This window comes from Priestia filamentosa (genome assembly GCF_900177535.1).
GTDB classification, from domain to species: domain Bacteria; phylum Bacillota; class Bacilli; order Bacillales; family Bacillaceae_H; genus Bacillus_I; species Bacillus_I filamentosa.
Map to the genome: position 1 here is coordinate 746708 of NZ_FXAJ01000002.1, position 15950 is coordinate 762657.

The following is a 15950-nucleotide window of genomic DNA, read 5'->3' on the forward strand; positions in this document are numbered from 1 at the left end:
CTTATCTCATTCTATCCTTCCACTCATAAAACGAAGCACAGTTTTATTGAATTTTTCCACTTCATCCACAAACAGCGCATGGCTGCTGTTTTCAAAGAAAACGGTCTTGGCGTTTGGGATATGCTCCCCAACCCATGCAGGACCTCGCCAATCAAATACACTATCTTTTTGAGCTACTAATACTAAAGATGGTAAGTTAATGTGAGGTAAAAAGTCTCGCCAATCATACCGAGTATGATCAGCCATGATAGCAACTCGAGCAGATGGAGGCGTTTTTTCCATTTCAGTAAGCATCATGTCCCTTTCCTTTTTTGAAAGGTCTGTCGAAATAATGGTGTTGATTTGATTTTGGTTAAAATGAGCTGTATCTAATTGAACTTGTGCTTTCATGTATTGAAAGGAAGCATCATCATAGCAGCTAGCATGAGCGTACTTCCAGTCAAAATCATAATACTGTCTTGGTGTTTGCTGAACAAATATTGCTTTTCTCAGCCGTTCGTTTCCAAATAACTCAAGATAACTCCAAATCACTGGACATCCCAGCGACCAGCCTAGCACTGTTACATCCTGAAGATTGAGCTGAACAAGAACATCATAAAGATCCCTCGCCAATCTTGGTACGTGATAACTGTGATCTGGTTTATCTGAATTACCGTGCCCTCGAAGATCAATTGTGATAACGCGTGCGTGCTTTGCTAAACATTCCATATTTCGTTGGAAAAAGCGTCCTGAAAAGCCCCATCCGTGAATCATCACTAAGGGACGCCCTTCTCCGTGCTCCTCATAATATATATTTGTTCCATCATTTGTTTGAACAGTAGGCATAACTCTTATCTCTCCTTTTGACCGCTTTTTAAAGCTTACAGATATTAATAAAAAACCTGTTCCAAAAGAAGATTTCCCTTGAGATATTCCGATAAACGTAAAATAACCAACTAATCTTATTTATTGAATTGAGTTTCACTAGAACTAAAGGTTTCCTTGTGTAATATGCTAAATATATATCCGCCTAATCCTCCTAAAAGGGACGGAATCAACCATCCTAATCCTATATCACACATTTGAAGAAGCTCGTTGAAAAGATGATGAATTACTTTAATTTGTACTCCAGCAGCATTTAAGCCGTCAAATAAGCTAACAAAAAAAGTAAGAATTAAACTCCCGTGATAGACTTCTCTTCTTCCTTAAAACAGATTTATTAAAAGAACAGTCTTTATCCGGTTGTTCTTTTAATCTTTTCCAATTCCCATAAATTCTTTCTATATTATATTTTTATGCTGTGAAAAAAACACAAGCCAATCCATCATCCGTTAGCTTCTATCTTCTCCTCCAATATACTCGAACGAATGAATATGGGTTTTTGTTAAATCAATAACTTCTTTAATAAATTCCTCTTGGGTTTCTTTAAAACCATTGTGAATCCAATTATGAAGGAGCCCGTAAAAACCATAAGCTGTATAACGTTTGAAATAATCCATATTAACGGTGATATTGTTGATCGTTTCAAAAACAAATTGCTCTTTATAGATTTTTAAGATGGTCTGGGGAAAGCGAGTATGTAATCCTGGTAACGTATCCTCATAGTTAATTAATTCAAAGAAATTTCGGTTTTTATAAATATAAGAAACAATATTAAAAGATGGTTCATTTAGCTTAGTTGTATACACCTTTCGTCCGCGTATATGTGGTCTCCCCACTGAAAACTCTAACCCTTGAAGCATAGAAAGTAGTAAATCTTCAGCTAATTCCAATTTATCTAGGTAATGAATATAAAAGGTACTGCGGTTATAAGCAGCATAATCAACAATGTTTTTGACAGTAACAGAATGATAGCCCTTTTCTTTGATAAGTTCAATTAAAGCTTGCTTCAAATGTGTCTTTGTCCGATTTTGTCGTTGAGATGTCGCATTTTGTTCATGATTCACGAAAAAACCTCCCTCAAAATAGACAGATTCATGATAAGTGTCTAACTGCTAGACACTTAATGATATCTTAATGATTGTTAAATGTGAACAAAGGAGTACAATTAAATTGTGAACAAAACAGCACAGATATAAATTATATCTAGCTATTTCCCTTGAAATATGATAAGGAAATTTTATATTAGGAGGAATTAAGATGGGAAAATTACAAGATAAAGTAGCTGTCATCACTGGGGGAGCATCTGGTATTGGAGCAGCAACAGCACGTTTATTTGTATCAGAAGGGGCAAAAGTGGTCCTTGTAGATTTAAATGAAGAAAAAGGAAAAGCTTTTGAGGAAGAGTTGAAAGCGCTTAATGCCGAAGCTCTTTTCATAAAAACAGATATTACGAGCGAAGAAGAGGTTGAAAATCTATTTAAGAAAACAGTTGAAACATTCGGTAAAGTAGATATCGTCTTCAATAATGCAGGGATAGGCCGCGTGCATCCTTCACACGATTTAGAGTACTCAGAATGGCGAAAAACGGTCAATGTTGACTTAGATGGTGTCTTTTTAGTAGCCCGTGGAGCAATTCGGGAAATGTTACAAACAGGCTGTGGTGCAATTGTGAATACAGCTTCTATGTATGGTTGGGTTGGATCACCTGGTTCAGCAGCTTATAATGCAGCAAAAGGTGGCGTAATTAACTTAACTCGTTCACTTGCGCTTGAATATGCAGAAAAAAATATTCGTGTCAATGCACTATGCCCTGGTTTCATTGATACACCTATTATACCAGAAGAAGATAAGCAAGTTTTAGCTGCAACAACACCGTTAAAACGTCTTGGTAAATCAGAAGAAATGGCAAAAGCAGTATTGTTTATGGCTTCTGATGATTCTTCATTTATGACGGGTAACAGTTTAACTGTTGATGGTGGGTATACCGCTCAATAATAAAGATTCACGATTATGTTTTGTCTAAAACTTAAAATTTAGAAACTAAAAATACTTTTGATTAAAAATATTTAAGCTATATTAAGAGTTCAGTTTAGAAAACTAGAATCTATCGGGGTGATTGATTAAAATGACATTTCCAGTATTAGAAGGTAAAGTAGCTATTATAACAGGTGCAGCAATGGGGATGGGACTTGCGACTGCAAAACTTTTTGCCGAAGCAAAAGCAAAAGTAGTTATAGCAGATTTTAACGAAGAAAAAGGAAAAGCAGCCGTCTCTGAGATTGAAGCTAACGGAGGAACAGCTTATTTTGTAAAAGTTGATATTTCTAAATCTGATCAAGTGCAAGAGATGGTAGCTAAAACAGTTGAGAAATATGGACGTCTTGATGTGGCTATTAACAATGCGGCTCTAACACCAGATAACGCTCCTGCCTCTGAGTTTGATGAGGAGTATTGGAAGAAACTAATTTCCATTGATCTTACGGGAACAGCATTATGTATGAAATATGAATTACAACAAATGATTAAACAAGGCCAAGGCGGAAGTATTGTTAATATATCATCTGTAAGTGGTTTCCGTCCTCAGCCAAATAATATTGCTTATGTAGCGGCTAAACACGGAGTTGTAGGCATGACTAAAGTTGCTGCATTGGAAAATGGGGATAAAAATATCCGAGTTAACTCAGTAGCCCCTGGAGCGATTGATACACCTATGTTAAGAGGATCATTGGAAGAAACTGGACAAACTGAAGAAGAATTTGCTCCTCAGCTTAGTTTATTAGGTCGATTTGGTCAACCTAGAGAAATTGCTCAAGCAAGCCTATGGTTAGCTTCAGATTTATCTTCTTATGTGACAGGTACAACGATTCACGTTGATGCAGGTTATACTAGCCGCTAAAGAATGTAAATACAAAAGCAATCTAAGCCTTTTTCTTATTACAGTCTTCAGCTATTTATTGAGGAGTAAAAAGGGTGTGTAGTTTTTAATACTACACACCCTTTTTATTACGCAGAATGATAATTATATGAAACTTAAATCCTTCGTTCCATTATCAAGAACAATTCCCTTTACAATCTTTAGAACTCCTTCGGCATCATTTAAATTCACTAATTCTACTGGGGAGTGGGAATACCTACGTGGTGTCGAGACGATGCCTACAGGTACCCCTTTATTTGTTAAAGCTAAACTAGCAGCATCTGTTGTATAGAAATCTCCGAGTAATGTAAGAGTTTGTAATGAAACATTTGCTTTTTCTGCTTGCTCTTCAATCATTTCTCTTACTTTTGGATGGATATGGTTAAATATCATTGTTCCGCTAACACTATCTGCAAGGGGACAAGCAGGACCTCTTCCGAGATAAACAGGAAGTGATCTTTCTGTATCAATATCTGGAGTATCGCCTGCTGGTATTGTGTCTAAAACAATCGCGTAATCAGGATTTATTGCATTTCCAGCCGTAACCGCTCCTCGAAGCCCGACTTCCTCTTGAACAGTTATTACACCATATAAAGTCCCTTCAAACTCTAACCCTTCTATTTCCTTAAATAATTCGATTAAAATTGCGCAGTGAATGCGATTATCTATTGATTTTGTCGAGATAAGATTTTTATCTGCCATTTCCATGAAATCACTTTGAAAAACAATAGGATCTCCAACCCTAATCCCTAGATTTTCTACTTCTTGTCTAGATGAAAGACCTACATCAATATAGCATTCACGAGTTGTTTTAACTTTTCTACTTTCTTCAGGTGTTTGCATGTGTCCAGCTTTTATTCCAATAATTCCTGGTATTTTATTTGTTGTTATCCAAACTTTTCTCCCCAATAATAGCTGATCAGAAACTCCTCCTACTTTATCAAATATAATAAAGCCGTTTGGCAGAATATTTTTAACGCAGAAACCTACTTCATCAGAATGAGCGGAAATCATAAGTTTTGGTCCTTGCCCAGCGCCATATTTAATAGCGATAACATTTCCATTGTGATCGACTTCTACTTTATCTGCATATGGGGTCAACTTTTCTTTTAAATATTTCACTACTTCTTGTTCTGTACCAGAAACTCCAACAATGCTTGTTAAATCCCGTAATGTTTCCTTGATTCTTTCTTTTGAATTTCGAATGCTCCCTACAACTTTTTCCATCATTCAACATCTCCTTATAATTTAGAAACCTACTTCTTTTTGGAGTTCAGGGGTTACCAAGCCGTCTGATATATAATTCAAACATGCTGAAACAAATAATTGACCAATCGTTAAAATAGCTCGTTCATCAACGTCAAACTTTGGATGATGATGAGGATAGCTCTTATCCCCTTCCTCATCTCTTCCCCCTACCCAGAAAAAGGTTCCTGGAACTTTTTGTAGATAGTAAGAAAAATCCTCCATCCCCATATGAGGCGGTTCATGCCCGACTTTTTCATCACCAAAAAGTTTTTTTGCTAATTGTTCAATTCTTTTGGTTTCTTCCGGATGGTTCCAAACAGATGGATAACCTCTTTCATATTTATATTGAAATGAAGCTCCCGCACTTTCACAGGCAGCTGCTGTTATTTGTCCAATTGATTTCTCGATTAAATCTTGAACATCTTTATCAAAAGTTCGAACAGTTCCTTTCATTTTAGCTGTATCTGGGATAACATTATAAGCTTCTCCACCATTAAACGAACCAACTGTCACAACTGCAGGCTTTAGAGGATCAACTCGTCTGCTGACAATTTGCTGTAGATTCAATAGGATTTGACTTCCTACTACAAGTGGATCTACAGTTAAATGGGGTGTAGCTCCATGCCCTCCTGCCCCATATATGTCTATTTCGAAGGTATCCCCAGCAGCCATTAGATGCCCTTCACCTACGCCAACAGTTCCAAACGGAAGGTGGGAAGCAACATGAGCCCCATAAATTACATCTACTCCACTAAGACATCCATCTTCAATCATTGCCTTCGCTCCGCCTGGGATCACCTCTTCAGCAAATTGGTGAATGAAAATAACATTCCCTTCAAGTTCATCCTTTACTTCACTTAATACTTTAGCTACCCCAAGTAAGGCTGCCGTATGAATATCATGGCCACATGCATGCATAACTCCAGGAATGCGAGATTTGTAATCTACTCTTTTTTCATCCTGAATGGGCAGAGCATCGAAATCAGCACGAAATGCCACCGTTTTCCCAGGCTTTCCTCCTCTTAAAATCCCCATCACTCCCCTGCCCCCCACTTCTGTCCTAACTTCTAATCCTAACTGGGTTAGAAAATCAGCTACTTTTCTAGGTGTTTCCTTTTCTTGAAAGGAAAGTTCAGGATACATATGGAGATCTCTGCGAAATGTTACTAACTCTGGATATATTTCTTGGAGTCTAGCAAACAATTTTTCCGTCATCATAAATATTCTCCTTAGTATAGATTTAGTTATATAGCAGACGAAAACAATTAGTTTAAAGTCTACTTATGTTCATATACTTTTCTTCTCATAGCTTAGTTGACTGAGAATCCTTCATATTCAGAGGTGAGACTAGATTTTTAGTAAGCAAACTTACAATTACCATAAAGAAAACGTTTATAAGTAAAGCGATAACCCCAACGTTCAAATCTTTCAGCACGTGTGGTAATGAAGGAAATAAAGTCCCGATTGTAGACTCATTGATTGTCATATAAGCAACGGTAATTACACCTACAATCATCCCTGCAGCAGCTCCTTGTTTTGTGATTATACTACGCTTTGACAGACTAAAAACAACAGCCGGAAACAGCTGGGTTATAAAGCTATAAGCCATTAAAAGCAAGGTCACAATAGAATTGCCTCCGTTAAACGTAAAGTAAACACAGATAAGCGATATAACAGGCACTAAAGTTCTTGCAAGGTTTGCAATTTGCTTTTCTGTAGCTGAAGGCGTAAACACCTTATATACATTCTTGGATAACGTTGTTGATGCGGCCATTAATAGCATGGAACCTGGAACTAAAGCTGTCAGTAAACCTGCGGCGCCAATCATTCCCACAAACCAAGGGTCAAAAGTTTGAATGGAAAGGCGCAGCAAAGCTAAATCGCTATCAGCTCCTGTTAACCCAGGCACCTGTTTAATAGCGGCAAAACCAACAAAAAAGATAAACAGTAACATAATGGTATAAAGCGGCGTAATAATAGCATTTTTACGAATAGCTTTTGCACTTGATGCTGAATACGTAGCCACAAATAAATGCGGCCACATTAAACCACCCAAACAGTTCATAATAACAGTGGAAATAAACCATGAAGTGCTCAGCCCTTGATCAGGTAGCGTAAGAAAGTTAGGATTTGTCTCTTGAATCTCTCTAAACATTGGTTCTATGCCGCCATAGTAGTGAAAGGGAATATAAATGCCGATAAAAAGAACAATAACAAAAATCATAATATCCTTAATAACAGCTGTCCAAGCAGAGCCGTGTATGCCGGAAATCATGACATAAGCCGTAACAGCAACAACCCCAATCCAAATGGCAACAGTAGGAGAAATCAATCCGTAAGAAGCCTCAGAAACAATAATCCCTAATCCCTTTAACTGGAGAACAATATAAGGAATCATCGAAATAACACCAATTACAGCTGCAAGAACACCTAAATATGGACTTTTATACTTACTTGTAAAAAAGTCAGACTGTGATACTAACTTGTGCTCCTTCGCGTATTTCCATATGTTCGGATAAAACCAATAAAACAAGCAATAGAGTAGACTTAAATAACCAATGATGTAAAGAGCTGGTCCCCCTTTTCCATATGCCCATGAGCTTGCACCAAGAAAGGTAAACGTTGTATAAGATTCTCCTGCCATTAAAAGAAACACAAAGACTGTCCCAAATCCCCGTCCACCAACTGACCATTGTTCGAGATCCATATCCTTTCCCTTTTTAGCTTGAATTCCTAAGTAGATTGCTAGTAGTAAAAAGCCAAGTATGACGAAAAGGGACGCATTCATTCCGTATCCTCCTTATTGGCCCGATCGAATCTAAAAACAATGGCCATCGTTACAGAAGTTAACATCGCCCATAACACCACCCAAAACATAATAAATGGCATTCCAAGTACATAAGGCTCTACTCGATTTACTAGGGGTAAGAAGCCAAGCATACCGATAAAAGGTAGCATAGATAAAAAGTGAATCCCTTTCATTACACATCACCTCTTCATCATTTTTTCATCTTTACAAGGAGCGAATTTTAAAAGAAAGGTTCTCTCTAGTTCACTTGAATATTATTTTAAAAATTCTGAATATTAATTGCAATGTAGGTTTCTACCTATTAAAATTTAATTAAATGTAGGTTTTTACATAGGAGTTGTGGTAATGATGACAAATACCGGATTAATGCTCTCTTATTTAGAGAAAAATTCAAAAAATATTCCTTATCAAGTTTGGATTGGGAAGCCACAGGGAGAAAAACAGTATGTGACAAATGACATAAATATAAACAGCAAAGTTTCCCCGCCTTCCATTCCTAGAAATCCAACTTTTACAACGTTTCGGCAAAATCAGCATGTTTATCTTTCTTTTGGTTACTTGGAAGACTATGAGGTGATAATTGCTATTCCGGAAACGTTCTATGTGATGAAAGTTGAAGAGTTGGAGTATTTAAATCTTCTTTATCAGCTTTCGTATCAACAAGAAATTGTCCAAAAAAAGGATCTAGAATTGGAAAACCTTATTGAAGGCATTCGATCGATTACTTCATCTCTTGATTTGGATGAAGTATTAAAAAAGATTGTAACAAATACTTTAAAAGTGATTCCTGCTGCAGATAGAGGGTTTCTGCAATTATATGACCCTGTTATCGATAGACTTATCCCTAAAGCATTTGTTGGGTTTAACGACCGTCTCCAGCTTTTTAAAGTTAAAGTTGGAGAATCTATTACAGGAAAAGTATTTGAGGATGGCAAACCAAGAATCTATTATACAGAAGAAGAAGTTTATGCTGCGATGGACAAGTATCATATATCAGAAAAGAATAATGATCATATTCTCTCTTCTACCTCTCCTTTTAACAGTATAAAATCTGCTATGTGTGTACCCATTTCTATTGGAGAAAATCGATTAGGAGTCATGATTGTGCACCAACGGTCTAGAGAAAAGAAATTAACAGATCATCATCTAAATTTATTAAATGGGTTTGCTTCTCAAGCTGCTGTTGCTATTCAAAATGCTCAGCTTTATTCAGAGGTCAAAATGAGATTAGAGGAAGTAACAGAGTTAAGTGAAAAACTAAAGGAAAAAAACCAGTTACTTTCAAAGAGAAATGAAGTCCACGGGACGTTAACAAAGCTGTCTCTGCAAAATAAAGGGGCGGAAACCATTGTTTTAGAATTAAACCGGATGATCGGTAGATCCCTCTCCTATTTTAATGCAACGGAAAATGTATGGTACCCAAACCAAGCAAATCGTGTACCTGTGTTTAGCTCCGATGAAATCGAAAAAGTCTTTTTAAAAAGACGAACACCGGTTTATGTTGACGTCTTTACTCAAAAGAAAGAAAGTTATTATTTATATCCTATTGTTAATGGAGCTATTTTTTTAGGTTGTTTCGTTGTATCCGTTTCTGAACCATTTTCACCACTTGACCAAATTACAGTTGAACAAGGGAGTGCTGTTCTAGCTTTAGAACTAGTAAAAAAATTAACAATGACAGAGCTTTACTATACAAAGACACATGAGTTTTTCAATGAACTATTACAAAATAAAAATCGAGAAACATGTTTAGAGAAAGGAAAAGAATTTAATTTAAACTTGAATTCTTTTTTATTCGTGTCGATATTTGAAATTACTATATATAATGACCTACAAGTGTTAGAAATGAATATTCATCGTTTAGTCTCAAGAATCAAAGGAAAATTACAACCCTTTAGTATCCTTATTTATGGTTTTCATAATAAGGTTGTTCTTCTTGTTTCCCTATCTAATCCAAGCTCTATATCCGCTGTTACTAAACAGTTTAATGTCACGATGAAAGAATGGAGAACAAACAGCGGGGCCCCTTTGCGTGTAGGGGTAGGCACTCTCTATAAGGGGATAGAGAATGTGGCGAAAAGTTATGAAGAAGCAAATCTGTCACTCTCTTATTTAAAAAGTCGTAATAAAACAGAACTTTTCTTTTATGAAAATATAGGGGTAAATCGCCTATTTTTACAACAACCTTCCGATGATATTGAGAGATTTTTGAATGAAGTATTTGTTCCATTACAGACTGAACATGGAGAACATAACGATTTAGAAAAAACTCTCCTCTCTTATATTAAAAATAATAAATCAGCAACTAACACCGCAAAACAACTCCACATTCATATTAATACTCTTTATCAACGGTTAAAAAAGATTGAAAAACAATTAAATTTGAGTTTTGATAATCCAGAAGATGCTTTAAAAATCCAGTTAGCTTGTCATCTTCGAGAGACATTTTCTTATTTGCAAATTTAGAGATGTACTTTCTATATAAAGGGATAAAACAACAACTTTCTTAAAAATTAGGGATTCTACTGTTTCTCCTTTTGCAGACAAACTCACCCTTCTCCAGACAGGTTTCCTTTTTGGGGTATATGTTAATAAATTCAAAGAAACCACCTTATGTAAGGTGGTTTCTTTGAATTTCATCTTAAAACAAGTTTTTGAGATACAGTAAGTCATAACCCCTTTTTACCCTCAATAAATAGTATATAAATAATCGATTTTAATGTGACTTCATTTGCCCATTCTGAGCGATCACAGTAAGTAAATACTGCATTCGTCACAATCCCAGCATTATAAAAGAATGCATAACGTACAGAATAAACAAGTTTCACCTAATCTTGATCAAGAGCACAAATTTACTTTACATCAACTATATTCTCACTTCTATGCTTCTTCTTTTTTCTTCAGTGTACATTGGTAAATATGCATTGCCTCTTCATATGGAATATGATGTAGGGAAACTTTCACTTTTTCTTTTCCTGAAGTTACAGCCGTATTGATGGATGCCAAATGTTTTCTTTCTTGCAACCATGTTTGGCGTAGCACTATCCATTGAATACGTCCTCGTTTAATAATGGCCGTATTACGAAAAAAAACACCGTATTGCAAAGTTAGAAAATGTTCGCTTTGATTCCAACCCGTAGTGCGGTATTCTCTCCACCCTAGCCATAAACTTAAGATTGGGGTAATGAGAGAAAAATAGCGATATGGATCCGGTATATATATCCATAATGGAATTAAAAGAAGACAACCTATAAAAAAAAGTGGTCCTACATAAGAAATTCTAGCTTTCTTTGATGGAGTGTGTAGACTGTCGCTCCTTTTATATCCAGTAAAAACCTCAATTAAAGATTGTGCTCTTTCCTTTTTAACAAAAGGAATCAAAGAAATTGTTTTTTTCACTTGTTCATCTTGACTATTTTGGATAACAACAGCTTCGATTGAGGCATATCCTAGCAGGCGCTGTAATGGTCTTTCGGTGATAAAAATGGCTTGTATGCGGTTTTGTGCAATTGTTCGATGCTTCTTTTCGAATAGTCCTTGTTGAATTTCAATTTCTCCTCGTTCATTTTTATCTAATTTAAAATGATAATCACTAACATAGGTTAGGAACAAGGAAAGAGCAAAAGAGAGAAGAATCATCAGAGTAACCGTAGTGAAGATCCAGTTAGAACCAAACCAACTGGCTAAGTACGTAAATAAAGTGTCCCTATCGTCTCCTTTTGTTATATCCCAATATTTCAGTAATCCGAGAAATAAAAAGGTAAATACAATACCAAACTTCGGAGAAAGCAGGCTATGGACTATTAAATCTTTGTTAGATAATTGAAGGCCGGATTCTTCGCCACTCTCCCCTAGCTTATCCTTGTTATACCCGTATAAAACCTTTCGAATCCGCTGCTCTTCCTCCTTGGAAATGCAGCTAAGGATGATACTAGATTCCTTACCACCTGCAAGTTCAATCGTTAAAGTTCGGGTAGAAAATAAATGATCATACACACGTACTGTAGAATCTAACGATTGAATGCGGTCAGATGTTACCCACCTTTTTTTCGTGACAAATACACCTGTTTCAATATATATTCCTTTTTCTTGAATTTGATAAGTAAAAGCTCGCCATTTCAACCCCGCTACAACTAAAAGTAGAAAAATAATTAAACTACCTGCGGTTACGTTGATTATCCAAGTAGAAATTTGATCTCCTATTTTTTCATGAACAAATAAAACGATAAGTGGAAAAACCCATATAAAAGATAGAGATTCTTTAATAGCAGCAACCATAAAATAAAGAATGGAAATAGGATGAAGCCGGTGAATCGTTAATTTGTCAGACTTGTTCATCGTCTAACCTCGCATACATCTCAATTTCCCCACGAATCTTATCAGCTGTTTCTTCGGATACTCCAGGAATCTCATGGCTACCTGCTGCTGTGGATAAGACAATGGTATAAAGACGATACTTTTTCAAGATAGGACCTTGTTTTGCATCAACATGTTGGACTTTTACCATTGGAATTAATATTTTACGCTTAAACAGAAATCCTTTTATAATTTCAATACTTGTCTCACTTATACGGTATCTCCATATACGGTATTCCCACTTCGGCAGAAAATAAAGATGAAACGGTATAGACAATAGAGATACACATACAGTCACACCTATAATCCATTTTGGCCACTCCCATTTTGACGTGCAATAAAACAATACAAGAATAATGATTGCATATACACCTAAAGAAAGGATGCCTTCTATCATTTTTGCCTGCACACTTTTTTCATTTAATCGTCTAAACCCCGTGTTACTCACTAAATCCTCTCCTATATATTTCTTCTCATGTCATTTACTTTATACAATTCTTTTTTTCGATATTACTTCCTCCTACCTTCCTATTTTAAAATGGTTTTTCCTCTTTCTCTGTTAATTCTACGAGAAAAGGGAAAAAGAGAATGAACAGGATAGCAACGGTTGCACTTATATATCCTAGTCCCATTAAAGGACTTGCATTTTTAAAGGAGATAAACTGCTTTGTCCTACAGACAGGACATTCTCTTCCTTTTTTTGAAAGTCCTAGTTGCCATACTCTTCTTTTTTTCCATTTATAATTACAATTTGTACAATGTGCCATAAGTTCACCTTCCTCTTTTCTTATACGTAACCTCATCGTTTTTGTTTCAATATTTTTGCATTTTTTCTACGGATAGCTCCAATCATAAAAAAGAGCGAGATCCTCTTACGACTCTCTCGTTAGTTAAGAAAAGCCCTTATTTTAACTTTTTCTTAGATTAATATGGTACTAAAATATTCGTTACAGCTGTAGTAAAAAACTTTTAAATCCTCGCTTTTTGTGACAGTTAGAAGTGAATAAAACATAATTTGTTTAGATTCTTTATATTCCAAACAAACACCTTGTTTTTTCACTAATAAAAAAACACTCAGTATGTACTAAGCAGATTATTAAACAAAACCTCGACATTATATTAAAATATAATAACTGAGATAAAAGAAATCCATTTTATTTCCTAACTGCACAAAAAAGGTAAATCTACTGTATACATTAAAAATTGTATGAAGAAAGGACACACTCCTATGTCAAATATTAATATCCCTGTTTCGGTTTTAAACTTAGCTCCTATTCGAGAAGGCCAAGATGGGAAAGAAGCGATTGATGCTGTTGCCGATCTTGCTCAAGCTACAGAGAAGATGGGCTATAAACGATATTGGATTGCAGAGCATCACAATACACCTACACTTGTAAGTTCTGCAACTTCTATTTTAATGAAACATACGCTAGAAAACACAAATAGCATCCGCGTTGGTTCTGGAGGAATTATGCTTCCTAACCACGCTCCATTAGTCGTTGCAGAACAATTTGGGACGATGGCAACAATTTATCCTGACCGCGTTGATTTAGGTCTTGGGCGTGCACCTGGCACAGATATGATGACAGCAAGTGCTCTGCGTCGCTCAAAAAGTGATTCTGTTCATACTTTCCCAGAGGACGTAAAAGAATTATTAACGTATTTTGGTTCAGAAGAAACACAAGGGTATGTAAAAGCCTATCCTGGGGTAGGGACAAATGTGCCCATTTATATTCTTGGCTCTTCCACTGATTCGGCTTATTTAGCTGCGGAACTTGGATTGCCATATGTATTTGCATCTCACTTTGCTCCTGCGCAGATGGAAGAAGCTATTTCTATTTATCGTAGACGTTTTAAACCTTCTCCCTATTTAGATAAACCATATATGACGGTAGGGCTAAATGTTATTGGAGCTGAGACTGATGAAGAAGCTGAATTTCTAGCTTCAACAATGCATTTCTTCTTCCTTAATGTTATTCGCGGTACAAAAATGCCGATGAGACCACCTGTAGAAAACATGCAGGCTCATATGAATCCGATGGAGGAAAACATGATTTCATCTATGACAAGCGTAACCTTTAAAGGAAGTAAAGAGATGATTCGTAAACAGCTAACAGCTTTCCAGAACAACTATAACGTAGATGAAATTATGGCTGTTTCATATATTTACGATCGTGAGAAACAAAAGCGGTCATATGAAATCTTAAAGGAAGTAGTAGACGAAAAATAAAGTGGAGAAATGCGGATATAAAAAGGGTTCCTAATGAGGAACCCTTTTTTTTGCGTTTTTTTCTATTGAATCATAGCTTTATCATCTTTTTGATCATGAGTTCGTACACGCTTGTCTATTCTGAAAGCATAATAACTAATCACAACAATGGCAAGGAAACCAATTCCTACAATAAGGGATATCCTTGTTTCTTCATTAATCCACATACCAATAAGGACCATTAGTAAGAACGCAATGGTGATATAGTTTGTGAAAGGAGCAAAAGGCATTTTGAATGGATGGTGATCCATTTTCGCCCTATTTCTCTTCCTGAATTGAATTTGACTAATAAGAATCACAAACCATGGAATCATACCTGGAAGAACGCTTGCACTATATACATGTACAAATAAGTTTTCTGGTGCAATATAACTTAAAACAACACCAATGGCTAGCCCAATTAAAACACCGAATGTACCAAATAAAGGAACCCCACCATGAGAGACTTTCGCAAAGAATTTAGGAGCTTGTCCGTTTATACCTAACGTATAAAGCATACGTCCTGCACTATAAATCCCACTATTGCATCCAGACATCGCAGCTGTGATAACAACAAAATTAATAAATCCAGCGGCAGCTGTAATTCCAACTTTTGCGAAAGTGGCTACAAATGGACTCCCAATTGCATTCAGTTGATCCCATGGATAAACAGTGACAATAACGAAAATAGCGCCAATATAAAAGATTAAAATACGCCAAATTGTACTTTGAATAGCTTTTGTTAACGTTTTTTTCGGATCTTTTGCTTCACCAGCTGTAATTCCAATAAGTTCTACACCCTGATAGGCGGCAACAACGAGGGATAAGGCAAAGAAAAATCCTTTCCATCCGCCTGTGAATAAGCCACCATGCTCCCATAAGTTCGATAATCCGATGGCTTCCCCTCCACTTCCAAACCCAAAGAAAATCAGTCCAATTCCCGCTACAATCATTAAAATAATCGTTACAATTTTAATGAGTGCAAACCAAAATTCAATTTCGCCAAAAGATTTAACAGAAATTAAGTTAGCTGCTCCAAGAATAATCATGGCAATAAAACCTGGAATCCAAGCAGGAAGATCAGGGAACCAATACTGCATATACGTTCCAACCGCAATAATTTCCGCCATCCCAACAATTACCCACTGAAACCAGTTACTCCACGCTGTCATATACCCTGCTAATGGATGAATATACTTATAGCCAAATGTCGCAAATGAACCTGTACTTGGTTCTACATACAACATTTCTCCCATTGCCCGCATAATGAGGAATATAAAAACACCGGAAATTGCATAAGCTAACATAACAGACGGCCCTGTCCATTGAATTGTGCTCGCTGATCCCATAAATAAGCCAACGCCAATTGTACCGCCTAACGCAATCATCTGAATATGACGACTTTTCAAATCCCTATTCAAATCTTTGTTTGCCATCCTATTTCCTCCTACACTACTCATAGTCAAAGTTTGATGAAACTAATGCTCCTGTTTAAAAGTTTTCTTCACGCTAAT

The 15950-nt window shown here is 36.2% G+C and carries 15 protein-coding genes; 4 read left to right on the plus strand and 11 right to left on the minus strand.

Annotated features, from left to right (window positions below):
* Positions 1–6: 6 nt before the first annotated feature.
* The 3 genes from B9N79_RS10750 to B9N79_RS10755 all read right to left on the minus strand — a co-directional run bounded on the left by B9N79_RS10750 (position 7) and on the right by B9N79_RS10755 (position 1925).
* The gene (locus B9N79_RS10750; RefSeq protein ID WP_019394227.1) at positions 7–825 is read right to left on the minus strand and encodes an alpha/beta fold hydrolase; all 819 of its coding nucleotides are present in this window, start codon (positions 823–825) and stop codon (positions 7–9) included.
* Positions 826–941: 116 nt separating this feature from the next.
* Complete coding sequence (locus tag B9N79_RS25805) at positions 942–1154, minus strand: branched-chain amino acid transport system II carrier protein (protein ID WP_235780395.1); 213 nt, start codon at positions 1152–1154, stop codon at positions 942–944.
* A 156-nt stretch (positions 1155–1310) separates the two neighbouring features.
* Positions 1311–1925, minus strand: a complete 615-nt coding sequence (locus tag B9N79_RS10755) for a TetR/AcrR family transcriptional regulator (RefSeq protein WP_046217358.1) — start codon at positions 1923–1925, stop codon at positions 1311–1313.
* A gap of 193 nt (positions 1926–2118) precedes the next feature.
* Between B9N79_RS10755 and B9N79_RS10760 the strand changes: the two genes are divergently transcribed.
* The gene (locus tag B9N79_RS10760) at positions 2119–2856 is read left to right on the plus strand and encodes an SDR family NAD(P)-dependent oxidoreductase (protein ID WP_040057502.1); all 738 of its coding nucleotides are present in this window, start codon (positions 2119–2121) and stop codon (positions 2854–2856) included.
* Positions 2857–2986: 130 nt separating this feature from the next.
* Positions 2987–3757, plus strand: a complete 771-nt coding sequence (locus B9N79_RS10765; RefSeq protein ID WP_046217359.1) for an SDR family NAD(P)-dependent oxidoreductase — start codon at positions 2987–2989, stop codon at positions 3755–3757.
* A gap of 123 nt (positions 3758–3880) precedes the next feature.
* Here B9N79_RS10765 and B9N79_RS10770 read toward each other — a convergent pair whose 3' ends face one another.
* From B9N79_RS10770 to B9N79_RS10785, 4 genes are all read right to left on the minus strand, one after another.
* Positions 3881–5002: a M42 family metallopeptidase gene (locus B9N79_RS10770; RefSeq protein ID WP_040058359.1), complete on the minus strand. Its 1122-nt coding sequence runs from the start codon at positions 5000–5002 to the stop codon at positions 3881–3883.
* 21 nt (positions 5003–5023) lie between these two features.
* On the minus strand, positions 5024–6238 hold the full coding sequence (locus B9N79_RS10775) for a M20 metallopeptidase family protein (RefSeq protein ID WP_048896923.1): 1215 nt from the start codon (positions 6236–6238) through the stop codon (positions 5024–5026).
* An 88-nt stretch (positions 6239–6326) separates the two neighbouring features.
* Complete coding sequence (locus B9N79_RS10780; protein ID WP_046217361.1) at positions 6327–7811, minus strand: sodium:solute symporter family protein; 1485 nt, start codon at positions 7809–7811, stop codon at positions 6327–6329.
* A complete protein-coding gene (locus tag B9N79_RS10785; protein WP_019394220.1) occupies positions 7808–8005 on the minus strand; it encodes a DUF3311 domain-containing protein in 198 nt (65 codons plus the stop codon). Before B9N79_RS10785 ends, B9N79_RS10780 begins: the two co-directional genes overlap by 4 nt.
* Positions 8006–8177: 172 nt before the next feature.
* Here B9N79_RS10785 and B9N79_RS10790 point away from each other — a divergent pair, with 172 nt between their 5' ends.
* Positions 8178–10298, plus strand: coding sequence for a helix-turn-helix domain-containing protein (locus tag B9N79_RS10790; RefSeq protein ID WP_048896800.1), 2121 nt, complete (start codon positions 8178–8180; stop codon positions 10296–10298).
* A gap of 414 nt (positions 10299–10712) precedes the next feature.
* Here the strand turns inward: B9N79_RS10790 and B9N79_RS10795 are convergent, their stop codons facing one another.
* From B9N79_RS10795 to B9N79_RS10805, 3 genes are all read right to left on the minus strand, one after another.
* Complete coding sequence (locus B9N79_RS10795) at positions 10713–12170, minus strand: PH domain-containing protein (protein WP_046217362.1); 1458 nt, start codon at positions 12168–12170, stop codon at positions 10713–10715.
* Entirely contained in the window at positions 12157–12636 is a 480-nt protein-coding gene (locus B9N79_RS10800) for a PH domain-containing protein (protein ID WP_048896801.1), read from the minus strand. Before B9N79_RS10800 ends, B9N79_RS10795 begins: the two co-directional genes overlap by 14 nt.
* Positions 12637–12721: 85 nt before the next feature.
* Positions 12722–12955, minus strand: a complete 234-nt coding sequence (locus B9N79_RS10805; protein ID WP_046217363.1) for a hypothetical protein — start codon at positions 12953–12955, stop codon at positions 12722–12724.
* Between the two features lie 461 nt (positions 12956–13416).
* Between B9N79_RS10805 and B9N79_RS10810 the strand changes: the two genes are divergently transcribed.
* Positions 13417–14418, plus strand: coding sequence for an LLM class flavin-dependent oxidoreductase (locus tag B9N79_RS10810; protein WP_019394215.1), 1002 nt, complete (start codon positions 13417–13419; stop codon positions 14416–14418).
* A 62-nt stretch (positions 14419–14480) separates the two neighbouring features.
* On the opposite strand, the gene B9N79_RS10815 is transcribed toward B9N79_RS10810, so the two are convergent.
* Positions 14481–15872, minus strand: coding sequence for an amino acid permease (locus tag B9N79_RS10815; protein WP_019394214.1), 1392 nt, complete (start codon positions 15870–15872; stop codon positions 14481–14483).
* Positions 15873–15950: the final 78 nt, after the last annotated feature.